This window comes from Massilia niastensis DSM 21313 (assembly GCF_000382345.1).
Lineage (GTDB): Bacteria > Pseudomonadota > Gammaproteobacteria > Burkholderiales > Burkholderiaceae_D > Telluria > Telluria niastensis.
Window position 1 is genome coordinate 1 of record NZ_KB908077.1, and the last position, 26,990, is coordinate 26,990.

The 26,990-nt window shown below is 67.2% G+C and carries 18 protein-coding genes, 2 tRNA genes and 1 pseudogene; 6 read left to right on the forward strand and 15 right to left on the reverse strand.

All coding sequences use genetic code 11. The features are described 5' to 3' along the window. Positions 1 to 137: pseudogene (locus H162_RS33805) on the forward strand (IS5/IS1182 family transposase); the annotation flags it as partial. 132 nt (positions 138 to 269) lie between these two features. Here the strand turns inward: H162_RS33805 and H162_RS0101340 are convergent. Further along, the gene (locus H162_RS0101340) at positions 270 to 860 is read right to left on the reverse strand and encodes a DUF4123 domain-containing protein (protein ID WP_020651644.1); all 591 of its coding nucleotides are present in this window, start codon (positions 858 to 860) and stop codon (positions 270 to 272) included. Further along, the gene (locus H162_RS0101345) at positions 857 to 3,691 is read right to left on the reverse strand and encodes a type VI secretion system Vgr family protein (RefSeq protein ID WP_020651645.1); all 2,835 of its coding nucleotides are present in this window, start codon (positions 3,689 to 3,691) and stop codon (positions 857 to 859) included. Before H162_RS0101345 ends, H162_RS0101340 begins: the two co-directional genes overlap by 4 nt. Positions 3,692 to 3,944: 253 nt before the next feature. On the opposite strand from H162_RS0101345, the gene H162_RS0101350 reads away from it, so the two are divergent. Further along, the gene (locus tag H162_RS0101350; protein WP_020651646.1) at positions 3,945 to 4,487 is read left to right on the forward strand and encodes a hypothetical protein; all 543 of its coding nucleotides are present in this window, start codon (positions 3,945 to 3,947) and stop codon (positions 4,485 to 4,487) included. Positions 4,488 to 4,580: 93 nt separating this feature from the next. Next, a tRNA-Lys gene (locus H162_RS0101355) sits at positions 4,581 to 4,656 on the forward strand. Positions 4,657 to 4,725: 69 nt separating this feature from the next. Here the strand turns inward: H162_RS0101355 and H162_RS0101360 are convergent. Beyond that, a complete protein-coding gene (locus tag H162_RS0101360) occupies positions 4,726 to 7,065 on the reverse strand; it encodes a hybrid sensor histidine kinase/response regulator (protein WP_020651647.1) in 2,340 nt (779 codons plus the stop codon). 96 nt (positions 7,066 to 7,161) lie between these two features. Here H162_RS0101360 and H162_RS0101365 point away from each other — a divergent pair, with 96 nt between their 5' ends. Continuing rightward, positions 7,162 to 7,521, forward strand: coding sequence for a transposase (locus tag H162_RS0101365; protein WP_020651648.1), 360 nt, complete (start codon positions 7,162 to 7,164; stop codon positions 7,519 to 7,521). Then, the gene (locus H162_RS0101370) at positions 7,518 to 8,384 is read left to right on the forward strand and encodes an IS3 family transposase (protein ID WP_020651649.1); all 867 of its coding nucleotides are present in this window, start codon (positions 7,518 to 7,520) and stop codon (positions 8,382 to 8,384) included. The genes H162_RS0101365 and H162_RS0101370 overlap by 4 nt, the downstream gene beginning before the upstream one ends. 18 nt (positions 8,385 to 8,402) lie before the next feature. Here the strand turns inward: H162_RS0101370 and H162_RS29860 are convergent, their stop codons facing one another. Then, positions 8,403 to 8,774, reverse strand: coding sequence for a PAS domain-containing protein (locus H162_RS29860; RefSeq protein ID WP_020651650.1), 372 nt, complete (start codon positions 8,772 to 8,774; stop codon positions 8,403 to 8,405). Between the two features lie 151 nt (positions 8,775 to 8,925). Here H162_RS29860 and H162_RS0101380 point away from each other — a divergent pair. Continuing rightward, positions 8,926 to 9,001 (forward strand) — tRNA-Lys (locus H162_RS0101380). 70 nt (positions 9,002 to 9,071) lie between these two features. On the opposite strand, the gene H162_RS29865 is transcribed toward H162_RS0101380, so the two are convergent. From H162_RS29865 to H162_RS0101435, 11 genes are all read right to left on the reverse strand, one after another. Continuing rightward, entirely contained in the window at positions 9,072 to 9,467 is a 396-nt protein-coding gene (locus tag H162_RS29865) for a GYD domain-containing protein (RefSeq protein ID WP_020651651.1), read from the reverse strand. Between the two features lie 178 nt (positions 9,468 to 9,645). Then, a complete protein-coding gene (locus H162_RS0101390; RefSeq protein WP_020651652.1) occupies positions 9,646 to 10,356 on the reverse strand; it encodes an acyltransferase in 711 nt (236 codons plus the stop codon). Then, positions 10,353 to 11,693, reverse strand: a complete 1,341-nt coding sequence (locus tag H162_RS0101395; protein WP_026354101.1) for a glycosyltransferase family 4 protein — start codon at positions 11,691 to 11,693, stop codon at positions 10,353 to 10,355. Before H162_RS0101395 ends, H162_RS0101390 begins: the two co-directional genes overlap by 4 nt. A gap of 38 nt (positions 11,694 to 11,731) precedes the next feature. Then, positions 11,732 to 12,916: a hypothetical protein gene (locus H162_RS0101400; protein ID WP_156885427.1), complete on the reverse strand. Its 1,185-nt coding sequence runs from the start codon at positions 12,914 to 12,916 to the stop codon at positions 11,732 to 11,734. Positions 12,917 to 12,926: 10 nt separating this feature from the next. Beyond that, complete coding sequence (locus tag H162_RS0101405; RefSeq protein ID WP_020651655.1) at positions 12,927 to 13,697, reverse strand: outer membrane lipoprotein-sorting protein; 771 nt, start codon at positions 13,695 to 13,697, stop codon at positions 12,927 to 12,929. A gap of 13 nt (positions 13,698 to 13,710) precedes the next feature. After that, a complete protein-coding gene (locus tag H162_RS0101410) occupies positions 13,711 to 14,958 on the reverse strand; it encodes an ABC transporter permease (RefSeq protein ID WP_020651656.1) in 1,248 nt (415 codons plus the stop codon). Then, the gene (locus H162_RS0101415) at positions 14,952 to 15,680 is read right to left on the reverse strand and encodes an ABC transporter ATP-binding protein (RefSeq protein WP_020651657.1); all 729 of its coding nucleotides are present in this window, start codon (positions 15,678 to 15,680) and stop codon (positions 14,952 to 14,954) included. The genes H162_RS0101410 and H162_RS0101415 overlap by 7 nt, the downstream gene beginning before the upstream one ends. A gap of 13 nt (positions 15,681 to 15,693) precedes the next feature. Then, positions 15,694 to 17,448, reverse strand: a complete 1,755-nt coding sequence (locus H162_RS0101420) for a 4'-phosphopantetheinyl transferase superfamily protein (RefSeq protein WP_051109855.1) — start codon at positions 17,446 to 17,448, stop codon at positions 15,694 to 15,696. Then, complete coding sequence (locus H162_RS0101425) at positions 17,448 to 18,668, reverse strand: 3-oxoacyl-[acyl-carrier-protein] synthase III C-terminal domain-containing protein (protein WP_020651658.1); 1,221 nt, start codon at positions 18,666 to 18,668, stop codon at positions 17,448 to 17,450. The genes H162_RS0101420 and H162_RS0101425 overlap by 1 nt, the downstream gene beginning before the upstream one ends. Positions 18,669 to 18,704: 36 nt before the next feature. Continuing rightward, entirely contained in the window at positions 18,705 to 26,177 is a 7,473-nt protein-coding gene (locus H162_RS0101430; RefSeq protein ID WP_051109856.1) for a type I polyketide synthase, read from the reverse strand. Between the two features lie 68 nt (positions 26,178 to 26,245). After that, entirely contained in the window at positions 26,246 to 26,983 is a 738-nt protein-coding gene (locus tag H162_RS0101435) for an AMP-binding protein (RefSeq protein ID WP_169444415.1), read from the reverse strand. Positions 26,984 to 26,990: the final 7 nt, after the last annotated feature.

Below are 26,990 nucleotides of genomic sequence, written 5' to 3' on the forward strand. Positions count from 1 at the left end.
ACCTCTTCCGTCATCGCAAGACACGCTATCGTGGGCTGGCAAAGAACACCACGCAGCTGTTTGCCCTGTTTGCGTTTGCAAATCTGGTGCTGGCTGGACGAACCTTCGGAAGCGCTCGCGCCAGAACTCCGTCTTGAGCGGAGAAAAACTCGCAGGGATACCTCGAAAATCGTCTCGCGACGCCGTGCTGGGGCAAAAATACTCGCTTCGCTGCTCGTCAAGCCAGCGTCGACAGCACAGCTCCGGCCACGAGAAAAATATCGATTAAATCAGCGCTTCCCTAGCAAAGCGAATTCTTGTTGCTGACTGAGCACCAAAGGCGCGGAAAAATTTTCTTGAACATTGAAGAACGTTGTAACCCCCGCCATTCTTCCAGCCCGATCGACGTAGCGCCACGCTTGGGCTGGACTAAAGAATTCTTTAGCCTGCTCGACAGACAGGATTTCTATCAAACTTTCCAATACTCTCGGGTCAAAGAAGCGGAGCATCGCTTCCATGTTTTCCGAAATCCTGACGTCGAGGCGCGCTGTCAGTCGGCTCGTCATGGGCTCGATCTGCAGGGGCGAAGACAGCATGATGACGGTCGAGGAATAGGTCCCGTTTTCCCCTAGCCATTCCAAAAATGATCGAGACATCCGCAACTGGCCATTGCTACCGGCTAATATGAGGAAAGGCGCCACAGCCAGTGCATTCGCCTCCCTTGTAGAGTCGAACAGACTCGTCCAACCCAAGGAGCTTCTCGATAATTGCCGATACAGGCCAGGCAACCCACCGTGATCAAGCAGGAAGTACAAGTTCGATGTGGGATATTCGGCGAGAGACTCTTCCGCAATCACACGAAAGTCGATGCGAGAGCTCATGCTGACCTCATGACGAAAGGCGAACCTGAGCTGCGTGCTTTCTTCAAACAATCCACGCATAGACTTGTTGGCATGACAGGGAGCGGATAAGAGAGCTTGGCTGCACCGGCAAAGCTCTTTTTACCTGCATGGACCGCAATTTTCCCCGGACACTGCACCGTGATATTTCCTCCATCGATCACGATGTTCGCGCCACCTGCCGTCGCCAGGCTGATGCTGTTCGCCGCCGCCCAATCGATGTGTGCGTTTGCGCTGATGACCTTGATCTCGTTCTTTGCCTGCACCTTGAGCTCATCCGCCTGAGCCTGGATGTCGACCGGATCCTTTGCTGCGATCATTTGCAGACCCACGTTTCCTTCGCCAGCCTTGACCGCTCCACCGAGCACGCCAATCGCCTGCCTGGTCTGCACGCGCATCTGTCCACCCGTAACGAACTGCGTATCCTGCCCACTCATCAGCGTGACGGTTTCGCCATTCGCCAATTGCAGGCTCTGGGCCGCGTTCACCGCCAAGCCCTCTTTGGCGGCAATCGCGATCACCGGTCCGCTTGCCTCGGAGTCCGAAGCAGCTGCTTCGCCTGAACCATTCTGCTTTGCCATGCTCTTGGCTGCAGCCAGCATTGCCTTCAGCGGCGGCGCCCCGTCGTCCAGCACGCTTGCGTTGGCTTTCGCCGCCCCTGCATGCGCCGCCAGCCCCACCGTCTGATGGGTCACGGCTGCAGAGTGAAACGTCTGCGCCATCTTGACGCCCTGCTCCAGCACCGCGATACCAGGAGCGTTCTCCCCAGCAGGCTCACGCGCCGCCGCGTTGTGCCTGATCCCGTAACTCGACACCAGCAAGCCAGCCCCCGCCCGCACCGCCCCATACGCATCCGTCCGCAATTCCGCACCCAGCCCGCGAAAACTTCCGCGGTAGTTATCCGCCGCATGGATCAGGTGCCCCAGATTCAGCTCCGTGGCCGCATGCGTACTCCTGAGCTGAATCCGCCCCTGCCCGTCGGTGTCATCGAATACCAGCTGGTTGTACCCGGACCCGCCGAACTCCTTGCTGCGTATCCCCCACTGCGCCGCCGCATTGCGGTGACCATGACTATCAGCCGACGCCCCATGCCAGACCGGACTATTCCCCCCAGCCAGATTGCCCTGCGCCGAAGGCGCATGGTCGTGCGCCGAATCGAACGGCGACTCCTCGCTGGCCGCACTACGCTGCCCACCCGGCGTCGGCGCGATCCCGCCCTCCCCCTGCCCGTTGTACAGCGCTCCGACGACGATCGGCCGATCGATATCGTTCTCCATGAACTGCACCAGCACTTCCTGCCCGATCCGCGGCAGGAACTGGCTGCCCATCCCCCCGCCCGCCGAGCGCTGCGCGACCCGCACCCAGCACGTGGCGGCGCCGCTGTCCTGCCAGTGAAAACGAATGCGCACCCGTCCCAGGCGATCGCAATACAGTTCATCCGGACCGGAAGGATGGTCGCTCCCATCCGCCCCAAGCACGATGGCGCTCTGCGCGCCGAACGCCGTCGGCTTCGGACTGAGACGTCCTCCGCTGCCCGCGAGCTGAGGGCGCCAGGGAAGCTCCACCGAAACCGCCTCGAAGCAATTGGCATATCCCGTCTGCCGCGCCTGCTCGACCGCGAGCCCGAAGTCCTCAGGCAGCTCAAGCCCGGCGCCCGCTGCCCGCTGCAGCAGATCGGGAAGTGGCCCGAACAATTCAGCCAGCGCCTGCCGGGCCGGCGGCGGCATGTTGTTCACGCCGACGCTCACCACACGCAGGACCGTGAACGCCGCCGCCTCCCCCAGCCGCTGCAGGGGCGCACCGACGATGCCGAGCCGCGTGCCCGCACACAGCGTGCGTACGGTGGAGCGCCCTTGCCACAACTGGCCGCGCGCCTCCATCCCTTGCATCTGCAGATCGGCGTGGCGCTGCGCCTGCGCGCGGTCCGCAAAGGCATACTGGCCCGGCGCATCGCAGGACTCCAGCACCGGCAACTGGCTCCCGGAGTGAAAACGCGACGGCGAACTGGCACCGACGATGCGCTTGGCCTTGTAGTCGACACTGAGCACCGTCGCCAGCGACGCATGCAGGCGGCGCTGCGTCACGAGCGCCTGCACCGTGTCCTGCTGCTCGACCGAGCGCGCGCCGTGATAGCGGATGCCGCCATTCGCCGCGCTGCTGCGGTCCTCCGGCACCGCGCATGCCTGGGTGCTATCGGCAAACAGCACCAGGCAAGGCCCGCCATCGCCCTGCTCGAAGCGCCAGCACAGCCCCTCCTCGGCCAGGATGCGCCGTACGAAATCGAGATCGCTCTCGCGGTACTGGCAGCAGTAACTGCGGGGCGGGACGTCCGCGAGGAAGGAACCGGTCTCGTCGCTCCAGCGCCACGACCCAGCCGGTAGAAACGACGCGAACACCGACTCGACGATCTCGACGACGGTCTTGTCCTGCCACACGCGGCTGTTGCGCGTCTGGTCCAGGCGCCACAACCACGGCGTGATGCGAATCCGGTAGCGCGCCAGCCCGCCATCGCTGCCCAGCATGGCGGCCGCGCTGATTTCTCCGGCGAAGCGGGTCCGGGTCCCATCCGCCAGGCACACTTCCAGCGCCGCCGGTTGACCCAGCAGTGCTTCGAGATCGAGGCAGGCGCTGGTCGACAGCGCAATCACATCCCGCGCCCCGGCCTCCTGCACCGCCTCGTCGGCAACGAAGGCCTCGACCAGCAGGCCGGCCGTCTCCCTGCCCTCCGCGCCGATCTTCAGTTCATACAGCCGGCTCGCACTGGAGAATTCCGCCAGTTCCTTCATGAGCTGTATCGCCAGCACAGTGTCCATGAGCGCAGCGCTCCTTTCCAATGATCGGCCCGACGCCATCTGCCAGGATACGCGGGTTGCCCTGCGATCTATTGCGTCACATCATCGGGATGGCTCAGCGCCCCAATTGCAGACAGGCAACCGACACCGCCGCGATCGACGACGTCAAGCTCGCCGCGGATACGCATCGGCCAGGCCGTCTGTCGCCATGACCAGGAAACCTGAACGAATACGCATCGCGAGCGCGGCCGTCATCGTATTAATGCTAGAGTGATTGCAATTCTATAAACATTACCGCACCGTGAAGCTCATCCAGAAAATCTTCCTCGCCGGTTACCTGGCGATCGTCAGCCTGTTCTTCATCTGCGGACTGGGCCTGATCGTGCTGGCCGCGATCGAGACCTGGGCCGCGCTCAATCCCATCGACGACACCTCGGTGCGCGACCGCTTCGTCATCCTGCTGGAATGTATCGGCCTGCTGACCATCGCCGTGGCCGCGCTGGAACTCGGCCAGACGGTGCTCGAAGAAGAAGTGCAGCGCTCGGTCAATATCAGCGCGCCCACCCGGGTACGCCGCTTCCTGTCGCGCTTCCTGATCGTGGTGGTCGTGTCGCTGTCGATCGAATGCCTGATCGGCGTCTTCCAGTTCATCCATGGCAAGCCCGAATTCCTGCCGCATGCGGCCTCGATCGGCATCGCCGCCGCGTCCATCCTGGCGACCTGGGGCCTGTTCATCCGGATGAACGTCGACGCGGAAAAGCTGGAACCGCACTCCATGCACGAGGTCCAGGCAGAGGACAAACAAGTCGAAACCTGAGGGGCTGACCTGCTCGACAACTGGCAGATGTACAAAAAATGACTGGATGCACTTGGAAAATCGCGCAAGTGCCGCTATAATTTCGATCTCTTCGGGTCGTTAGCTCAGCTGGTAGAGCAGCGGACTTTTAATCCGTTGGTCGCAGGTTCGAATCCCGCACGGCCTACCAAAGATACAAGCGAAAACGCCAACCTTCACGGGTTGGCGTTTTTGTTTTCCGCTCCATTCCCGGTCCGCCTCATGGTCCAGGCTTGCCGCCCAGTCCGGCCAGGATGCGCTCGACGTCCGCCAGCAGCACCGGCTTGGTCAGATGATGATCGAAGCCCGCCGCGCTCGTGCGGTTGCGGTCGTCTTCCGCGCCCCATCCGGTCAAGGCCACCAGCACGACCTGTTCCAGCCCCGGCATGCGGCGTATCGCCCTGGCGGTTTCGTAGCCATCCATGCGCGGCATGCCGATGTCCAGGAAAGCCAGCCGCGGCCTGAATGCCTCCAATGCCTGGATCGCCTCGACACCGTCGTGGGCCACCCGTGTCTCATGGCCGCTCATCTCGAGGATCATCGACAGCGTCACCGCCGCGTCGACGTTGTCGTCCACGACCAGCACCTCGATGCCCGTCGCGGCCTGGTGGGCGGCGCCGTCGCGCTGTTGGGCGAGCCCGGGACCGTGGCTCTCCACGGCCTGCGCCAGCGGCAGGCATACGGTAAACGTACTGCCGGCGCCGATCCCGGCGCTGCGCGCCGTCACGCTGCCGCCATGCATTTCTACCAGGCGGCGCACGAGCGACAAGCCGATCCCGAGGCCGCCCTGCGAGCGGTCCAGGTGGCGGTCGATCTGGCTGAACATCTCGAAGACGCTGCCGAGCGCTTCCTCCGGAATGCCGACGCCGGTGTCCGTCACCGAGATCAGCGCATGCTGGCCGTCCCGGCGCATCGCCAGCCGGATGTTGCCGCCCGCCGGCGTGTACTTGGCGGCGTTGTTCAGCAGGTTCGCCACGACCTGGGCGATGCGGGTGACATCGACCTCGGCCATGAACGGTTCCTGGGGCGCGTCGACGCTCAATTCGTGGTGGCTTGCCTCGATCATGGGAAGGCTGGTCTCGATCGCGCTCGCCAGGACATGGTTCAGGTCCGCGCGCGTCCTCTTGAGCTCCAGCTTGTCGCCGCTGATGCGGGCGATGTCGAGCAGGTCGTCGATCAGGTGCACCATATGCCCCACCTGGCGCTCCATCATCTCCCTCACCTTGGTGATGGCGGCGGCGCTGTCGCCACCCAGGCGCATGACGCTCAAGCCGCTGCGGATGGGCGCCAGCGGATTGCGCAGCTCATGCGCCAGCGTTGCCAGGAATTCGGTCTTGCGGCGGTCCGCTTCGGACAGGTCGCTGGCCTGCCGGCGCAGCGTGTCGTCGGCCTGCTTGCGTGCCGTGATATCGCTGAACAGGAGCGCAACCCGCCGGCTCGCCACGCCGCCGATGCGCGTCGCATAGACATCGAACCAGCGGCCCATCGCCCTGGCCTCGCTCTCGAAACGCACCGCCTCTCCGGTCAGGGCCACCCGGCCATAGGTATCGGTCCAGAAGCTGTCGAGCGTGGGCAACAGCTCCCTGGCGGTCCTGCCGGTGGCCTGCGCCAGCCCGGTATGCTGTTCGAACATCGCGTTCATCTCGATGAAGCGATAGTCGACCGGCCGGTCCTCGTCATCGAAGATCATGTCGATGATGCAGAAGCCCTGGTCCATCGACTCGAACAGGGTACGGTAGCGCTCCTCGCTGGCGTGCAGCTCCTGCGCGGCGTGCCTGTTTTCGGTCGTATCGAGCACGATCGCCACCACTCCCTGGAACTCGCCGGCCGGCCCGCGCAGCGCGTTGACGCTGCTGGTGGCGGACATCAGCGATCCATCCCGGCGCAGGTAATGCTTGTCGATGACGGTCTCGACGCCATCGTCGAGCAGCCTGCCGACGGCGTCGAGCGTCTTCCGCACCGAATCCGGCGCCGTCACATCGATGACGCTCATGCCGATCAATTCGTCCGGGGCGTATCCCAGCATGTCGCCGTATTTCTGGTTGACGAAGCTGATGCGGCCCGTGGCGTCCAGCTCGACGACGCCGGTGGCGGCCTGGCTGACCAGTTTCTGGAAGCGCTCGCGGCTCTCGTAGAGTTCGATTTCGGCCAGCTTGCGGTCGGTCTGGTCGACGCCGTGCGCGAGCAGGCCGGTCACCTTGCCGTTCGCGTCGCGCAGGGCCAGGTAGACCAGGTCGACGTAACGCTTCTCGAGCGGCATGCCGGGCTGGCGCTGCAGCATCACCGGCATGTCGACGCCAAAGAACGGCGCGCCGGTCTGGTAAACACGATCGATCAGTTCGAAAAACCCCTGCCCCGCGATCTCCGGCAGCGCCTGCCGCACGGACTGGCCCACCAGGTCGCGATTGCCCACGAGCTGGAGGTAACGGTCGTTGATCAGCTCAAACACATGTTCGGGGCCGCTCAGTACGCACATGAACGCAGGCGCCTGCCTGAAGATATCGTTCATGCGGTCGTTGGCCGCCTGGAGTTCCTTGTGCAGCCGTTCGTGCTCGGTCACCGCCTGGACCCCGGCCGTGATGTCGCGTGATACGGTGAGGTGGTCCGGGTTTCATGGACATCCAAATAGGGGACAATACACCCCGGAAGGATATACATGAAAAAGAAGCAGCTACCCTCGAAGCGGGAGATCATTCCCGCGTCACCGACGTCGGCCCCCAAACCGCGCGCCACCTTCACCGATGAGTTCAAGCGGAAGGCGGTATCGCGGTTGCGCTCTGGTGGTCAAAGCGCCACTGATCTGGCGATTGAGCTGGGGATACAGCGTAGCCAGCTCTACAAATGGGCCAAGAAGCTCGACGAGCAATCGCCCGGGGACACGTTCCGTTCCCCCGGTCGGCCTGCCGTAAGTGAGTTGAGCGAAGTTGAGCAATTACGCCGCGATCTGGCCAAAGCCCAGGAGGAGTTGGCCATCTTAAAAAAGTTCGATGCGTACTTAACTCGCCTAAAGAAGTGAAGTACGCCTCCATTGACGAGCTACGCAGCGAATTCCCAGTGAAGTCGCTGTGCCGGGTGCTCGATATCAGCCGCAGCCTGTACTACGCTTTCAAGAAGGCCAGGCCGAGCCTGCACAGCCAGGAGGACCTGGCCTTGCGTGCCGAGATTGTCAGGATCAATGCTGCGCATCGCTGGGCCCCTGGAGCAATCAAGATGTGGCGCTTGCTCAACGCCGAAGGCATCCAGTGCGGCAAACACCGGGTGAGAAGGCTGCGCAAGCTGGAGAACATTCAGACGACACGCATCAAGCGCTTCCGTGTCATGCAAGCGATGGAACGCGTGCAGCCGCCGGCGCCGGATCTGGTCAAACGCGGCTTTCAGGTCAATGCTCCGAACAAGATCTGGGTAGGCGACATGACGTGCCTGCGCACCCGGGAAGGATGGATCCATCTGGCCATCGTGCTCGATCTGTTTGCGCGCCGTATCGTGGGCTGGTCGATGGATGCCACGCAAGCTGCAACGCTGCCGATGGCCGCGTTGAGCATGGCGCTGGCACAGCGCAAGCCCTGCGCAGGACTGATCTTCCACAGCGACCAGGGCACCGTCTATGGCTCACACGATTACCGTGAATTGATGCAAGCTCACGGTGTGCGAGCAAGCATGAGCCGTAAAGGTAATTGCCACGACAATGCTGTCGCGGAGAGCTTCTTTTCGAACTTGAAGAACGAGGCAATGCACGGCCGCCTGTTTGCATCCAGGGACGAAGCCAGGGCAGTGGTCAATGACTACATCGAGGTGTATTACAATCGGCAACGGCTACATCAAACCTTGGGCTATCAAACGCCTGCCGCCGTCGAAGCCGCGTTCCGTGTGCTTAATTAACTGTCCGGGAAATCCGGACTACCTCACGGCGAGCAGGTTCCCGGCTTGCCCGTCCATGCCGGACACCGAGGTGACGACGACGTCCCACCATGCCGGCCTGCCTTTGGCGGTCGGGCAGGATGCCTTGAAGCGTCCGGTCCCGCCCGCAATGGCGGCGGCGATGGCGGCGTCGATGTCAGCGTGGCTGTGCGCCGGCCAGAACGCCTTCCAGGGCCGGCCCGCGCATGCGGAAAACGAATCGATTTCCATGGCGCGTAGTCCATGTCGATTCATCGCCAGCACCCGTCCATCGAGACTGAGCACCTTGACGCAGTCCGAACTGGCTTCGAACAATTTCCAGCCCAGGTCCAGCGAATTCAGCCCTGGCGGCCCTTCGTATTCATGCGGCATGCAGTCATCTGCCCCAGCCGGCTGGGGCATCCAGGTTCTTCAAGGACTACCTATATAACATAACCAATGTCGGAAACGGCGTTTCCGTCGCGTGTCCCGAAGAAAGTACTTAGCGAAACGCGGATGAGCCGGTATAATGCACGCCTTCTTCGGGTCGTTAGCTCAGCTGGTAGAGCAGCGGACTTTTAATCCGTTGGTCGCAGGTTCGAATCCCGCACGGCCTACCAAAGATACAAAGCGAAAACGCCAACCCTGACGGGTTGGCGTTGTTGTTTTCATCCGCGTCCGGCGCCTCGTTCATTGATTTGTGCCTGGCACACCTCCCGCAAGATGCCCCCCTTCGCCTTCCCAGTTGGCGACCTCGGGATCCAGGTCGACTCCAGGCGGGCGATACACGCCGGTTTTCGTCACTGCCAGGTCGATTTCTTGAGGTGTAAGCAAGACTGATGTCTTGCAGGTGACGACGCCCACGGCATTGACCCTCAGGGTCAGCGCCGCGGCGGTGGCATTGTCAGGCAGCTCGCCAATGATGACGACATCCTTGTCTCCGAACACGAAATAAAACGCCTCGACCGACCCGCCGAGTGACTTGAACAATTCATCGACAGCCGCGCGCCGCCGCGTGCCGCCTTCCTTCAGCAGACCACTGACACCTTCGCTGAGATAGCTCGCTTCAACCAGATACTTAGCCATGTGAGCTCCTTCCAGGTTTAACGCTCCAGTCGCAGCAGCGCCGGCTGATGCCGTCCGCAACGGCCTATCGAGGACGTCATGGTGAAACGAGTGTACTCCTGTTTCACGACCGGCCATCGCTCCTTTTGGGCTCGACAATCCCGGCCTGCTCATGCACTCGCGCATGTCTTCGCCGCCCTCATCCGGTCCTGTTGACCGGCACTGGCGTGACAGCGGCGGGAAGCGCACCCATGCGGCGCGCCGGCGTGCCTGCCCAGGTTTCTCCCGCGCGGATGCAGGTTCGCTTCGTCACCACCGAATTGGCGGCGACGATCGCGCCATCGCCGATGCTTGCACCTGCCAGCACCACCGCGTGAGCGCCTATCGTGACGTTGTTGCCGATCGAGATGCGGTAGTGGGCGATCGCCCCGCCCTCGATCACGTGCGGCACCAGCAGCGCCGATTCGCCCACCAGCGTGTTGCCGCCGATGGTCACGAACATGGGATCGAAAATGATGCCTGCGCTATAGCTGTTGGCGCCGAGCCGCGCGCCCAGGGCCAGGTACACCAGGCGCATGAGCGGAATCGGGATGGCCCGGCAACGGATCAGCGTATTCAGGAGAAACAGGTAATACAGGATATACACCTGGTAGCGGAACTCCTGCTCGCCGCCGGCCCCGATCGCCCCCTCGCGCAGCGGTGCGATCCACAGGAGCAGCCGATGCTGCGCAACCGCATAGGCGTAGAGACACACGATCGCCGCGGCGCCGACCGCGACGCCGCGCATGTCCCCCAGGGCGTGCAGGTAGCGTCCGCACCACCACGCCGTCCCTGCCGCCAGGGCCAGCACCGGTGCAAGCAGGACCAGGAATGCGGCGATGGCGCTCCAGCGCATCGGCCGCATCGTCATGCACCGCCGGCCTGGGCGAGCCGGGGCTGCTCGCCCAGGCCCACATGCGCAAGGACGTCGTCGGTCATGTTGTCCAGGCTGAAACGGGCCGCGATCGCGCGCGTATTGGCGACCAGGCCACGGTGCAGCGCCTTGTCGACCAGCAGGCGTTCGAGCTGGCGCGCCAGGTCGCCGCTGTCCCACGCCTTGAAGGTCAGCCCGCCCGCCTTGCCGCCCTGCTGGATCACTTCGCCGATGCCACCGTAATCCGGCACCAGCACCGGTGCGCCGTGGCTCATCGCTTCAGCGACCACCAGGCCGAAGGGTTCGCGGTTCACCGAGGGATACACCACGCAGTGGCTGTGCGCGAACAGCGCGTCGCGCACCTCGTTCGGCACCGACCCGGCATGGAACACCGCCAGGCCGAGGTGCTCGGCGAGATCGGCGAGCACCTTGCGGTAGGCGGTGCCCTTGGCGGTGGAGCCGCAGATCACCAGCTGCATCGGCAGCTTGCGGCCGGCCAGCTGGCGCGCGGCGTACAGCAGCAGGTCGACGCCCTTCTCGACGTCCTGGCGGCCCAGGTAGACCACCATCGGGTAGTGCGGCGACAGGCCGGGAAACACCGCCTTGAGCCGGGCGAACGAGGCCTTGCTGTCGCGCTTGGGCAGTTCGACCCCGTTGTACACCACCTCCAGCTGCTTGCGCGGCACCGCCAGCTCCTCGACGATGCGGTCGATGTAGTCGGCGCTGACGGCGATCGCCGGCCATGGCGATCCGCGCAGCACCTCGCCCAGCCGCGCGCGGAACGGCTCCAGCAGGCCGAGCCGCTTCGCATGCGCGGCGAACTGCTCGTCGCCCTGGAAGGTCAGCAGGTACTCGAAGCCCCCGCGCATCTGCTTCGCCGCCAGCGCCAGCGGTCCGATCGAGGCGTAGCTCATCATCAGGTGCGTGGCCCCGTCGCGCGCCAGGAAGTCGGCCAGGCGCCGCGCCAGCGCCCTGTCGCCCTCCGCCCTCCCGTACAGCGCGCCCACCATGTTGCCGAGCAGCCGGTCGACATAGCCGCTGCGTCCCTGCACCACGCGCACCCTGAAAGGCTTGGGCAACAGGAACAGCAGGCGGCCGAGCACCCGGTCGAGCAGCCAGGATGGGCGTCCGAAGTGGTAGCGGGTGCCGTGGCACAGCACACGCTGGACGATTCCCGGGTCGGCCATCTCTTCATTGGTTTCCATCATCCAGTACACGACGACCTTGTAGCCGCGCCGGTGCAGCATGTTGGCCAGCGCAAGGTCGCGCACGGTGGCGCCCAGGAAGTCGCCGCTGCCCATCGTGACGAAAGCAAAAACCGGTGCCTGACTCATCTCGTTCTCCTCGGTGACATGGATTGCCGGACGCGCGCCTAGAAGGTGTAGGAAGCGCCGACGAATATGGATTTGCGCAACAGGCTGCCGAATTCGCTGGTGCGGCTGCCGTGATAGAAAGTGGGGATCGCATACAGCTGCCAGTGGTCCCCCAGTTCGTATTCGAGATTGACGACCAGCTGGGAAGACTTGTCATCCAGGTTCCGGACCAGGCGCGCCGCCAGGTTCAGCTTGCCCGCGATCCTGGTATCGGCGTACTGCAGCATCGCGTAGCGGCGCCGCACCAGCGGGCGGACCGGGTCGACCAGGGCGCCGCGCAGCGCCAGGCAGGCCTGGATCGACAGGCGGATGCAGCCATCGTCGCGATAAAAATATTCCGCCGACAGCTTCGCCCCCTGTTCGAAGGTGTAGGAAGCGCCGACCAGCAACTGGCGGTCGCGCCGCTGCGGCAGCAGGCTCTCCTCGCGCCGGGCGGCGCTGCCCTCGGCGTGCAGCGAGACGGACTCGGACACGTCCCAGCCGGCGAAGCCGCCGACACGGGTTTCTTCCCCGTCTCCGCGCGAGACGACCAGCGACAGGAAGTAGCCGTCGCCGGTGTAGTCGACCTTCGCCGCGTTGGCCTTGCGGTAGCGGTTGACCTGGTCGAGACGTCCGCGCCCGGTGTTGGAAATCAGGGAGATCGTCAAGGAGGAGCTGGCCACGTAGACGACGCGCGCGTAATCGAGCCCGGGCAGCTCGAGGTTCGGATTGTTCCTGCCGTTGCTCGCGTTGAAGGGATTCGACGGCGACAGCAGCGCGGAGGGGCCCCACTGCAGGTTCTCCCTGCCGTAACTGAGGATCAGGCGGTCGTGCAGCCGGTAGCGCACCGACCCCTCGTTGATGTAGGCGCGGTCCTGGCGCGTGTCGAACTGCAGCAGGTCGGCATACAGGGTGCGCGTCCGGCTCCACTGGAAGCGCGGCTTCAGGTCGAGTTCGAGCTGGCGCCACTTCAGGTTGAAATCCGGGCGCAGGTCGAGTTCCTTCTGGGTGCGCGGCGTGCCCAGCACATTGATCGTGTTGACGAACGTCTCGGCCGGTTCCTGGTGCAGCGCGAAGCCGAATACATTCACGCGCGAGAAAAAGCCGGCGCGCAGCTCCTCGCCCAGGCTCGCCGGTTCATCGGCCAGGCATGCGCCGCAGGCCAGTCCCAAAGCCGCCAGCGGCAGCATCCTTCGTCGTCGCATCGCGTTCTCCTCATCGCATGAACAGGTTCAGGTCGAACACGTAGTCCGGAACCGGTTCGACCCGCGGGCTGCGAAGGTTCAGGTAAGTCACCGAGCCATTCATCAACTCGTTGCGCAAGGTGATGCGCGACAGGAAGGGGCGCGCCTGGCCTTCCAGCCTGACCGCATTCCCGTAATCCATCGTGGCGGACTTGAATTTTTTCCCCGACACGGTGTAGTAGTCCGCCTTGATGCCGGTCCGGCTCTGCTTCGACACCCAGTAGACGATGCGGTCATAGGTCAGCTTGTCTTCCTTGGCCTTGAGATCGAAGACGTAGCACGGCTCGCCGTCGACCGTCTCGTCCGGCAGGCGCGTGGCGGCATAGTTTTCGGCGTAGTTGGTCGAGGCGATATCGCCGTAGGCGGCCTCGCCCATCAGTTTCTGGCGCTGCGAGACCGGGACCGGCTTGCTCAGGCCCGGCTTGTAGAACCACATGCTGGTATTCAGCATCAGGATCTTGTTGCCGCGGTACTTGGCGGGCGCCAGGCTGGTGCCGGCGATATTGAAGGCGCGGACCTTGATGTCGTACACCAGCGTGTCGGTGGTGCGCTCGTTGTCCTTCGATTCGATGCTCACTTCCCAGCCCATCCCGCTGACGTTGCCGCGCGCCTCGTCGGCGGCCTTGAGGATGGCCTGGTTGCCTGGCACCGCGTCGGCCCAGGCCGGCGGCGACAGCAGCGCGGCCAGCAGCAGCGGCAGCAGCGGCCGCGCGGCGGATCGGAATTCGGGTTTGGCAGTCATCACAGCTCCTTCCTCAGGCATAGCCCAACGCGTTCGTAATCGGCATCCGCGCGGCCTTGCGCGCGGGGAGAATCGCAGACAGCATCGAGAGCAGCATCAGCACCGCGGTGCTGAACAGCCAGAACTGCGGCACCAGGTGGATTTCCAGCGGCACCCGGCGCGCCAGCTGCGGCGGGACCCAGGTCGGCTGCAGCCAGCCGACCAGCGCGACGACCAGCAGGGTGAGCGTGATGCCGAGCACCGAACCGACGCCGCCCAGCACCACGCTTTCCAGCGAAAACAGCGACACGATGCCGCGGCGCTTGACGCCCAGCGCGCGCAGCGTGCCGATCTCGCGGGTACGCTCCATGACCGCCATCGTGAAGGTGTTCACCACGCTCATCACCACGATCGTGAACACGATCAGGAAGCTGATCGCGAAGATCACGTCGAACATCGTCTTGACCTTGGTGTAGAACGGCGACAGTTCGTTCCAGGTCTTGACCTCGAGGTCGAGTCCGGCCGCGTCCAGCTCGCGCGCCAGCACGGCCCGCATCGCCCCGGCGTCCACGCCGCGCTCGAGCAGCACGGTGACCCGGTCGACCTGGCCGGTGTCGTACAGGCCCTGGGCGAACTGGAGCGGCACCAGGGCCAGCTTGTCTTCGAGCGCCTCGACCGGCGCGTCGATCAGCTGGTAAAGCTGGGCGTCGAGCGCATTCACCTGGCCGCTGATGGTCGGCGCCATCGCCACCGCGGTATCGCCCAGTTTCAGGTTGAGTGCGCGCGCCAGGCCATGGCTGACGCCGATCCCGCTGGCGACCCGGTCGGACAGCGCCCGGCCGTCGTACAGCTTGACCCTGGCGCCGCGCCCGCCCAGCTTGCCGATCGCCTCCACGTCGGACGGCACCCGGCCCGAGGCGACGAAGATCGTGGACACTTGGCCATTGCTGAGCATTCCAGAAATCTGCAGCTGCGGGGTACCGACCAGCACCTGCGGATGGCGATGCAGCACCTGCCGGATGCCGGCCACCTGCTGTTCGTCCAGCAGATACTGCGTCGGATCGAGCCTGCCCTTGTCGAGGAAGCCTTTGCGGAACACCGTCAGGTGCCCGTTCGCCTCGCCGTAGATATAGCTTTCCTGGAGACTGGTGAAGATATAGGTGGTAAAGCCGCCCAGGACATTCACGGCCAGGAAGCCGAGGGCGATCGCCAGCACGGTGAACAGCGAACGGCGCCCGTTGCGAAACAGGTTGCGCACCGCGAGCGTGATCCAGGTCAGCATGATTGCCCCCGCAGCGCAATGACGCCGGATGCGGCGTGGTCATCCGTCACCACGCCGTCGCACAGCGTGATGCGGCGATCGACCCGCTCCAGCAGGCGTTCGTCGTGGGTGGAAAACACGAAGGCCGTCCCTTCGCTCTTGCTGATCGCGCGCATCAGCGCGATGACCCTCAGCGCGTTGTCCGAGTCGAGATTCGCGGTCGGCTCGTCCGCGACCACCAGCGCGGGCGCCCCGACCAGGGCGCGCGCGATCGCCACGCGCTGCTGCTGTCCGCCCGACAGCTTCGCGGGCCGGTGCGCCAGGTGGCCGCCCAATCCGACTTCGTTCAGGCGCGCCGTCGCCGCCGCCCGCGCTTCGCGCGCCGGCGTCCCGTCGATCTGCAGGGGCAGCATGACGTTTTCCAGCGCCGACAGCACCGGCACCAGGTTAAAGCTCTGGAACACGAAGCCGATCGAGCTGTTGCGCAACTCGCTGCGCTGCTCGTCCGACAGCCCGGCCACGTCCTGGCCCTTGAAGCTGACGCTGCCCGACGAAGGCGTATCGAGCAGCCCGATCAGGTTGCAGAAGGTCGACTTGCCCGAGCCCGAAGGGCCCCACACCGCCACGAACTCGCCCGGCATGATCGCCCCGCTGACGCCCTTCAGGGCGTCGATCCGGCTTTCGCCGAGCAGGTAATGTTTGCTGACACCGCGCATCTCGAGCAGCGCTAGGGATTTCGACATGAGGTTCTCCAGATTAACGGGCAATGGCGGCGGTATCGAAGGCGATGACGAACTCGCCGTCCTGGCCGGTGTGGACCTGCGTGGCGGCGCCGCTCGCGGCATGCCGCATGTGCAGGCTGAAGTCAGGCGCCAGCGACTGCGCTTCGAAGCGGTGCGGCCCGCCGGCGACGCCGGTACCCAGCCGTTTGCCGAAGGCTTCCTTGGCGCACCACAGCCGTGTGATCCACGCATCGCGTTCGGCATCCGGCACGGCGGCGAGCAGTTCGCGCTCCCGCGCCGTGCAGAAGCTCGCCACGCAGTGCTCGTCGCGCGGGACGATCTTCTCGATATCGACGCCGACCGCGGCGCCGGACGCCAGCGCGATCGCCTGGCCGCCGGCATGCGCGATGCCGATGCGGGGCGCCGGCCGGCCGGGCGGCCAGCACGCCACCTCCGGCTGGCCGGCGGCGTCGTTGACGATCGCGAAGGCCGCGGGATGCAGGCCGGGATGGCCGCACCAGGCGCGCGCCGCGTCCTTGGCGGCGATCCGTCCCAACAGCCAGTCGTGCTGGCGCGCAGGCTGCCCGGACTTCGCGGCGAACGCCGGCCACTCGCTGCCGTGCAGGTAGTGGCGCGCCAGCAGCGCCAGGTCGAAACCCTTCAGCGCCTGGGCCGACATCCGCCGGCAGGCGACGCCGGCGCCGGGCGTCTGCCGCTCCTCGCTGAGCAGGGTATGCGCGGGCTGCCGCTGGAACGCGACCAGCTGCGGCGCCCAGTCGAACTGCCAGGATTTCCAGCCGCTGATCCGCAGCCAGAGACCGCCCTGGCCGTCGCCGATCTCGACGTCCGCGATCAGCATCTTCAGCTGCTGGTCGACGACCTGCAGGCGGATCGGCAGGCGCGTCCCCGGCGCGGGCGTCGGACCATGCAGGTCCAGCCGCTCCAGGCCGATCGGGAACGCCGCGCGCCCCTGCCGCATGGCCCACACCGCCGCCAGCTGGCCCACCGTGTCGAGCAGGGCCGCATCGGTCAGCAGTTGCGGCCGCCGCTGGCCCGCGAACCAGTCGTCGGCACGGCGCGCCAGCAGTTCTGCGGCGGCGCCGTGCGCGCCGACGGCGACCTGCCCCACCAGCCCCTGGAAGCGCGGGCCGTGGAACAGGTGGCGCTCGCCATACAGCGCCACCGCGTCCTGCGCCGTACTGGCGCCGAGCGGCGGCAGCACCGGCTGCGCGGCCTCGTGATGGGTGCCGAAGCAGACCGTCGCATCGATCGCGGCCGTGCCGGCATCGCCGGCGAAGACCTGCACCGCGATACGCGTGCTTCCTCCTGGCGCCCGCTGGTCCAGCACGCGGCCTTCGATGCGCAGATCCAGCGCGCCGCCCTCTTCGAGCGCGATCCAGCGGCGCGCCGTGACCGACTCGAAGCCGACCAGGCCCTGCCCGGGCGCCAGGCAGGCGGCGGTTTCCGCCATCGCCTCGAGGCTGACCGTCATCGGCAGCACCGGGAAGCAGTCGGCCATGGGCTTGACCCCGGGCGCGTACACGAAACTGTGGTCGGCCAGGTACAGGTCGTGCTCGAGCGCCAGGCGGCGCGCGACAGTGATGCCGGCGCCCGGCCGGAAGCCGTGCACCGCCCCGACGAACGGCAGCACGGGCAGCACGGGCGGCACCGGCGGCGTGGCGGCGGCCGGCGGCCGCGGCTCCGGCGCGGTCTCCGCCTGAGCCGCCTCGAACATGCGGCCGATGACGGGCATGGCGCCCGGCGCCAGCATGTTGTTCAGGTGTGCCATCAGATTTTCTCCAGCACCAGTCCGGTCACCGTCAGGCCGGGGCCGAAGCCGAGGCAGACGACGCGGGTGCCGGCGCGTATCGACGACTCTTCCACGATCGCCTTCATGATGTGCGGGATGGTGGCCGACGACATGTTGCCGTTTTCCCAGAACACCGACTTGCTGATCGCCACCTGGTGGTCCAGCAGCCCGAGTTCGTCCTGGATGTGCTCGACGATCTTCGGTCCGCCGGGATGGATGGCGAACATCACGCGCTCCCTGTCATCCTCGAAATCCATGCCGGCCCGGTGCATCAGGTTCACCACGAACTTGTACACATGGCGTTTGATCACCACCGGCACCATCACCGACAGCGTCATCTGGAACTGGTGCGCGGCCGGCACCCAGGTCATGTCGTCGGCCGAATCGGGCAGCAGGTGTTCGTTGAACGCCAGGATGCGCAGGCCGGCCAGGCCGCGCTCCTGCGCATACTCGCTCGAACACATCGAATACTTGATGAAGCCGTCCGCGAACAGGGTCATCGTGATGATGTTCTCGATGCCGAAGTCCTCGATGTTGTGGTGGTTCGAGAGCAGCTCGGTGTGGACGATGTCGACCACCTGCTTGGGCGGCGTGGCGCCGGTGCGCGACGAGGCCAGGAAGCCGTGCGCCATCTTGATTGCCGGGAAAGCGCCGTAGCAGCCCATGTGGTAGCTGTGCGTCACCGTGGTGTCGAACCACTCCCTGTGCGCGACCATGCGTTCGACCGGGCTCGGGGCCAGGTAGCCGGAACAGGTCACGTGGATCAGGTCGTCGGGCGCCTGCTCGACGGCGCTGTACATGCCGTCCAGGCAGTCGCTCACGATCTTGCCGTAGTTCGCGTGGCGCTGCTTCAGGTCGGCGCCCTTGGTGTCCTCGTGGCTGGAAAAGATCCTCAGGTGTTCGTGCTTCGGCTCGGCGAGCATGATCTCGCCGTCGGCAATGCGGATATCGCCCAGGCGTGGAAAGAACACCAGCTGGCGCTGCGCGATCTGCAGCGCCGACACCGCGTATTTGTCGAACCTGGCCTGGATCTCGGCCAGGGCCTGGCGCTTGCCATCGCGGTCGTTGATGCCGTGCTGCCTGCAATAGCCGCGCGCCATGCCATACGCGGAGACCTGCAGCGCCAGTTTTTGCGACACCGGCTTGGCGACGCGCGCCGGAGCGAAGTTGACCAGGACCGGATTGGCGTTCGTGTTCATCTGGATACTCCCTATTTTTGGTGGTAGAGGGGCGGATCAACTGCTCTGCGGGTGCTGCTGTCGTCCCAGCCGCAAGGCCCCGATCTGGCCGATGCTGGAAGAAATCACGATCTCGGGCTGGCCGCCGCGGCCGCGTTCGAGCGCGTCGAGGAAATGGCGCCGGCCGGCGGCGGGCTGGATCGGCCGGATGCCGCGCGCCGCATACAGCCTGCGCAGGTCGTCGCTGACCATGCCGGCATCCCACGGCCCCCAGTTGATGGCGAGCGCGTGCAGGTTCGGGTGTGCGTGGCTGAGACGTCCGGCCAGCTTGTTCAGGACCTCGTTGGCGGCGCTGTAGTCGGCCTGTCCGATGTTGCCGAAGCGGCCGGCCACCGAGGAGAAGAACACGATGAAACGCAGCTCGTCCAGGCGCAGGCGGTCGGCCAGCACCAGGGCCGGCACCACCTTGGTGTCGAACACGGCGTCGAAGGCCTCGAGCGGCTTGCTGGCGATGAGTTTGTCGCTGATCACCCCGGCGCCGTGCAGCACGCCGTCGATCCGTCCCAGCCGCCGGTAGACGTCGTCGATCAGCGCCGCGAACGCGCCGCGGTCGCGCACGTCGATGCTGTGGTACTCCGGCTGGCAGCCGGCGGCCCGCAGCGCGGCCAGGTTGGCGCGGATCTCGCGCTCCTTGCCGAGGCGCGCCAGCTCGGCGTCGACCAGCACCGGCGTGACCCGCTGGCCGCCGGCGCGCAGGTGCGCCGTCAGCAGCCGCCGCAGTTCGCTCCTGTCCTCGACGCCGCTGGTCAGCGCGGATTCTTCGCCGGGCAAGGCGCTGCGTCCCGCCAGCACCAGGCGCGGACGGTATTTCTCGGCCAGCACGCGCGTCAGTTCGGCGGTGATGCCGTAGGCGCCGCCCGTCACCAGCACCACGGAATCCGGCTCCAGCCGCAGGGCGCCCAGCCCGCCGTCGGGGAACAGGCGCGGCGCCAGGTCGATGCGGCGGCGTCCCTGCTCGCTGTAGCCGACTTCGATCTCGCGGTCGCTGCTGAACATCTCGGCCAGCACCTGGGTCGCCAGCCAGGACGGGTCCAGCGCGGGCGCCGCGTCGATGCACTTGACGCGCAGCTCGCCCCACTCCCGCGCCGCCGACTTGGCCACGCCGAGCGTGCCGGCGCCGGCCGCCGGCAGGCCGCCCGGCGCCGCCAGGCCGAAACTGCCGTCGAAGGCGGTCAGGTTGACCAGCCGGCCGGCGCCGCGCTTGAGCTGTGGACCGAACAGTTTCAACAGCAGGAACAGGGCCCGGGCGTCGCGGTGATGGTCCGAGCGCGTGCCGGCGCCCTCCACGTCCCATCCCATCAGGTTGACCAGGGCGCCGACCGGCTCCGGATCGGGTGGCAGCATGCCGGCCAGCGGCTCGATCGACTGCGCCGATGCGAAATCGACTTCGTAGCGCCAGTCGTCGACCGCCCGCGTGAACAGGCCCGGCACCAGCTGGCGCACCGTGTGGCCACGCGCGCTCAACTGGGTGCGCAAGGCGTCGGCCAGCGGCGACGGCCGGCCGACCAGGAGCACCCGCAAATGGTCGGTCCCGTCGTCGATGCCGTTGGCCGGCGCCAGTTCGGCGTCGTGCGTCCGCACGACATAGCATTGCACCGGATCGGACTGCGCCGCCGTTGCGCGCGACTCCACTTCCTCATCAGGCCGAGAAAGTGGAGTCGAGGCTTTTTTTGGCGAGGCGCCTCCCACCATGGCAGCTTCGGCCGCGGCCGGCTCCAGCATCCGGGCATACCAGGCCACCACTTCGCGCAGGGACTTGAATCCGGACAGCTCCTCGATCATGGTCTCCTCGTCGCGTTCGCCCACCAGGCTATGGCGCTGCGTCAGCCCGCTGAAGATCTCGATCCGCTTGATCGAATCGATCCCGAGGTCGGCCTCCATGTGGGCGTCCATGTCGAGCATGTCGACCGGATAGCCGGTGCGCTCGGATACCGCACGCAACAGCTCGGCCGAGAATTCCTCCGCCGTCGCCGGTTGCGCGGGCGCGGCCGGCGCACTGGCGGCGCTCACCTGGATCGGCCGCGCCGGCGGCGCGTCGAGCGTGGCCACCGGCGCGGCGCTCGGGATGAGGTCGGGCAGGACCGGAATGCGGGCCTGGGCGCCCGGCATGGCCACGGGCGCGGCGGCGTGCGCGTGGACCGGCGCGAGCGGCGCCTGGGCCGGCGCCAGCGCGAGCGCGGCGGCGGCGCGCGGCGGCGCCGGGGAATGCAGGCCGGCCGGCGTCATTGGCCTGGGTGGGCGCCCGCTGCCGGCCAACTGTGCATGCAGGTCGAAGAACCGGTGCAGGGTTTGCTGTTGCTCGGACTGGAATGCCAGCAGACGGGTGAAGGCCTGCTCGATCTGCATGAAGTCCGGCGCCGGTCCGGGACCGGCATGGCTTGCACTCGCATGATGCGAAAGATCGTCCGGAATGGTGTCGTCTTCTATATTCATCGTGGCTCTCCAGGGGTGGGGTTGCGGGGCGGTCGGAATCGACGGCGCGCGCGCGGGCGCGCTCGGCGGCGGGAGTGGAACAGGCATCGCGGCCCGCACCGGCGCCCGCGCCCGCGCGGGCGCGGGTACCGGCACTGGCGCTGGCGCCGGCTTCGCCTTCCAGGGCAGTGCGCGGCCGCCATTCACGCGCCAGATCAGCGGCCCCGGTTCGGCGCGCGCGTCGGCGAACAGCTCGTCGAGGCCGCGCGGCGCCAGGCCGCGGCCGGCGAACCAGGGTTCCAGGTTGACCGGCAGCCCGGCCGCGATCGCGTTCGACAGCAACTGCGCCAGCTGCACCCAGCCGTCGCGGCCCGGGGCATCGATCGCCAGCACCGTGTGCGGCCGCTGGCCGAGCACGCGTCCGACCAGCCCCGTCAAGGTCAGGCCGGGCCCGCACTCGACGAATACGCGTGCGCCCGCTGCATACAAGGCGTCGATCTCGTCGGCGAAGCGCACCGGTTCGACGATGTGGCGCGTCAGGAGCTCGCCCATCCGCGCGCCATCGAGCGGATAGGGTTCCGCGGTCAGGTTCGCATACACCGGCACGCGCGGCTCCCTGAACGCCACCGTGGCCAGCTCGGCGGCAAGCAGCGCGCGGACGCCCGCCATCTGGTCGCAATGGAACGCGGCCCCGACGGCCAGGCGCTTGAAGCGCATGCCTTCCTGCACCAGTGGCGCCTGGGCCGCCTCGATGGCGTCGACCGCCCCGGCGATGATGGTCTGGTCGGGTGCGTTCAGGTTGGCGATGCTGACCGCCAGGCCGTGGCGGGCGATCGCCTCGGCCACGCGGGCGCCGCCGGCGTCGAGCGCCGCCATGGCGCCCGCCGGCGACTGGGCGCACAGGCGTCCCCTGGCCGCGGAAAGGCGCAGGAGTTCGTCGCGCGTCATGGCGCCGCCCGCGCACAGGGCCACGTATTCGCCATAACTGTGGCCGGCCAGGAAATCGGGCCGCAGGCCGTAGCTGGTCAGCACATCGAAGGCGGCCAGGCTGGCCATGCCGAGCGCCGGCTGCGCGACATCGGTGGCGTTCAGCGCCGCCTGCTGGCTGCTGCGCGCTGCGTCGCTGAACGCCGGCCGCGGGTAGACCAGATCGGCGATGCCGGCCTGCGCAAAACAGTCATGCAGCGCGGGCAGGCCGGTCACCAGCTCGCGCAGCATGTTGACGCGTTGCGCACCCTGGCCCGGGAACAGGAAGCATACGCCGCCGACGGCGCCCACGCTTTCGCGGTAGAACACGCCCGGCCCGGGCGTGTTGCCCTCCCGATAGGCCAGCAGCGCCAATGCGCGTTCCAGCTGCCTGGCCAGCTCGGGAACGGATCCGGCGGCCACCACCAGCCTGCAGGGCTGGCCGCCATTGGCGCGCCGGATCACATGCTGTTCGCGGTACAGGGAATAGGCCAGTTGCGCCAGCTCGACCCGGGGCCCCGCCGCCAGTCCCTGCAGCAGGCGCTTCACCGTGCCTTCGATCTCGGCGCGGGTGGCGCCGGCGAAGGCGAACAGCTCGACCTCGCGCGGCTGCAGGCTGACCGCATCGGCTGCGCGGTAGGCGCCGGTATATTCGGCCAGCACCGCGTGGAAATTGGTGCCGCCGAAGCCGAAGGCGCTGACCCCGGAATGGCGCGGATGGTCACGGCCGGCGTGCAGCCAGGGCCTGGCCTCGGTATTCAGGTACAGGCTGGAACCCGCGGCCTGCAGCGCCGGCGCCGGCTTCTCGACGCCGATCGTCGGCGGCAGGACCCGGTGCTGCAGCGCCAGGGCCGCCTTGATCAATCCTGCCATGCCGGCCGCCACCTTGGTGTGGCCGATCATCGATTTCACCGAGCCGAGCGCGCACACCGGCGCGTCGGCGGTGCCCAGCACGGCATCGAGGGAGGCGATTTCGCTGCGGTCGCCCAGCGCCGTGCCGGTGCCGTGCGCTTCGATCAGGGTGACCGTGGCCGGATCGACGCCGGCGTCCTCGTAGGCGCGCCGCAAGGCAAGCACCTGGCCGGGCGGATGCGGCGCGGTCAGGCTGCGATGGCGGCCATCGCTGGCGCTGCCGACGCCCTTGACCAGCGCATAGATGCGGTCGCCATCGCGCTCGGCGTCCGACAGCCGCTTGAGCACGAGCGCGCCGACCCCTTCGCTGATCGCGATCCCGTCGGCGCTGGCGTCGAACGGACGCGAACGCCCGCGCGGCGACAGGGCGTGGGTCTGGGCGAAGCACATGAAGCCGATCGGATTATTGACGCAGTCGACGCCGCCGACCAGGGCCACGTCGGCTTCGCCGCTGCGCAACTGCCGGAAGCCGACTTCGAGGGCGGCCAGCGATGCGGCGCAGGCGGCATCGACCGTGAAGTTGCTGCCGCCCAGGTCGAGCCGGTTGGCGATCCGTCCGGCCACCACGTTGCCGAGGATGCCGGGGAAGGTGTCTTCGGTCCACTTCGGCAGTTCGTGCTCGAACAGGGTGTCGAGGATCTGGCTGCGCACCGCGTCGGACAGGCCCTCCACCCTGGCAAGGTATTGCGGCAGCAGGGTGCGGAAGTTATAGATCGTGCCCAGCTCGTTCATGCCGCCCACCGCCATGATGCAGGCGGTGCGTTCGCGCGCGAACGGGCGGCGGTCGAAACCCGCGTCTTCGAGCGCCAGGCGCGCCACCTCGAGCGTCAGGAGCTGGGCCGGCTCGATCGATGCGAGGGTGGCCGGCGCGATCCCGTAGCGCTGCGGATCGAAGGCGATGTCGTCGAGGAAGCCGCCCCACTTCGAATACACCTTGTCGGCGGTGCCGCGCTGTTCGTCGAACAGCAAGGCGGACGGCCAGCGGTCGTCGCTGACTTCGCGGACCGCGTCGACGCCGCGGATGATGTTCTGCCAGTACTCGCGCAGGCTTTGCGCCCGCGGGAAGTTGCAGGCCATGCCGACGATGGCGATGTCCTCGCGCGCCGCGGGCTGGGCCGATGCCGCCGCAGCAGCGCGCGCGGCGTGCGGCCGCAACAGGTCCATGCCGGTCACGCTCACGGCGGCGTGCAGTTCGGCCAGGCTGCACGAGCGCTGCCGCAGGCGCGCCACCTCGCCCAGCATGTACAGGCCCTCGCGCCGCTGCATCCCGGCGTCCAGCGTGACATAGCGCTGGTCGGCGCCGGCCTCGGGATCGTTGTTGCGCGTGATGCCCTTCGCGGCGATGCGCAGGCGCCCGATGTTCATCAGTTCCAGCGCCATCAGCTTTTCCTCGTCCGACTTGCTGTCGAGGACCAGCTGGCGCCGCAGCGCTTCGAACTCGCCGCAGAAGTCGGTCTTGGCGCAGCGCGTGTAGATGCCGACGCCGGACTGCAGCAGCGCGGTGTCCTCGCAGGCGATGGCCTGGCGCTGGAATTCCTCGACGATGGCGCCGCTCGTGACGATTTCGTGGGTGAACAGGTAGGCGGTGCCCATCAGGACCCCGACCTTCATGCCCCGTGCCACCAGGGGCGCGGCCAGCACCGACACCATCGCGGCCGACAGCGCGTCGTGGATGCCGCCGGCGAACAGCACCTGGACGGCGCCCGGATCGTCCAGGTGCGCGGCCGCGAGCAGGTCGATGGCCTGCTGCCACAGCACGAAGCTGCTGCGCGGCCCGGTGTGTCCGCCGCATTCGCTGCCTTCGAACACGAAGCGGCGCGCGCCCGCGTCGAGGAATCCGCGCAGCAGGCCCGGCGAGGGCACATGCAGGTAGCTGGTGATGCCCAGTTCGTCGAGCTCGCGCGCCTGGCTGGGCCGTCCACCGGCGATGATCGCGAAGGGCGGCTTGATGTCGCGCAGGACGCTCATCTGCTCCTGGCGCAGTTCGAGCGGCATGAAGCCGAGGATGCCGACGCCCCAGGGCAGCTCGCCCATCAGCCCGCGCGTGGCGGCCAGCATGGTGGCGATCTCGGGCCCGCGCATGACCGCCAGCGCAATGAAGGGCAGCGCGCCCTCGCCCGCCACCGCCCGGGCAAACGGGGCGACGTCGCTGACCCGGGTCATCGGGCCCTGCGCGATCGGGAAACGGGTGCCGTGCGCCAGCGCCAGCGGCGCGCCGGGCGCCAGGGGCAGCTGCGAAGCCGCCTTTGCGGCGCCGCTCCTGATGCTCTCCATGATGGCGGTGACGATGCGGCCGACCGTGCCGTAACGCGCGGCCAGCGGCGCGGCGAAGGCCAGGTCCTGGCTGGCGGCGAGCAGGCCCAGGTCGCGATCGAGCAGGCCGGCGAGCAGCAGCGCCTGCCAGTCGTCCTGGCGCGCGACGGCCACCTCGAGCTCGCGCAAGGCGCCGCGCCCGGTGCGGCTGAAGCAGCGGTACGGCGCATCGTCGGTACCGGCAAGCACGGTTTCGCTGCCGTCGAGTCCCTCCCAGCCCGTAGTCGCGGGCGACGGCGGCGCTTCCGCGGCGAGCCAGAGCTGTTCGCACAGCACCACGCCGGCCGCGCCCGACAACACCACCGCGGCGGCGCTATGCACCCCGATGCCGCCCTGGATCCAGTACGGGATGCGCAGCTTGCCGGCGAACTCCTGGGCGAGGATGAACGCGGAACGCTGGCTCACGCGCCCGCCCGCTTCATTCCCCTTCAGGATGAGCCCATCGAAGCCGGCCTGCTGCGCCGCCATCGCCTCGGGCAGGTCGCGCACCTCGAGATAGACCTTGTGCGCCAGGCCGCGCCCCGCCGCGCAGGCCTGCCTGGCTTCGCCACGTCGGATCCCGCCCAGCACCAGCACAGGTACAGGCGCCGGTGCGGCCAGCCCGAGCCGCTGCGCCAGGCCCTTCAGCGTGCCGGCGGCGTCGTCGAAGAGATCGCAACGGATGCCCCAGTGTTCCGACTGCGCCGAGCGGCGCAATGTGGACAGCGCCGCCGCCGCACCGTCGCCAAGCGCGCGGACACCCAGGTCGAGGATGCCGAGTCCGCCGCTCCGGCAGGCGGCGATCGCCATCTCCGGGCTGACGCGATGCTGCGGAGTCAACACGATGACCGCGGGCGATGGGAAACGGGACGAGTGTGGTCGTTTCATGAAGCTCTCCATGGATGGTTACCGGAACGCTTGCTGGGGTGGCGCGCCGCCGGGCGGCGCGCCGTGGCTCACGGCCAGGCCCGAGCCTGGATCGTCAATGGGGCGCCGCTCGACAAGGGCTGCCAGAGACCGCCGGGGTCCGCGCCCAGGGCGGGCGCCGGCCTGGACGCGCCGTCGAGGCTGGCGCCCAGCGCCTGATGAGTCCGTACGGAAATGCACAGGTCGCCGTCGGCGGACAACTGCGCGTAGGCCCAGGCCGGCGTGCGCGGCCCCACCGGCAGTTCATCCGGCCAGCCGTACGGCAAATCGGCGGCGTCTTCGTCGCAGCAGATGGTCTTCATCTCCTCTTCCACCCTGCTCGCGTGGCCGCCGCGGGTGAAACGGAGCGCCGGCCGGAACGCCGCCAGCACCGCCGCCGCCGCGCCCTGCGCGATGCCGGAATCGAACAGCAGGCATGCGGCTCCCGCCTTCAGGACCGCCAGGATCGCCCGCACCTGCGCCAGCGACGGCTCCAGGTCGACCATGCAGAAGCTGCCCGGCATCAGCCCGCCGGCTTGCAGATGCAAGGCCAGCGCGTCGGCCTGCTCGTCGAGTTCGCCGTAGGTCAGGCGGCGCCCGTTGAAGTCGACGGCAACCGCGCACGGGGTGGTGCGCGCGATGACCTCGAAGCGCCGTTGCAGCGGTTCCCGGGATGGACTGCCGGCTGTTTCGCGGCGGCCGCCGGCATAGTCGCACAGGGCCGCATACAACTGCATGAGCGGGGAAGACGCTGTGGCCAGGCTGCGATTCCATTCATCGACCTGCATTCTTTGC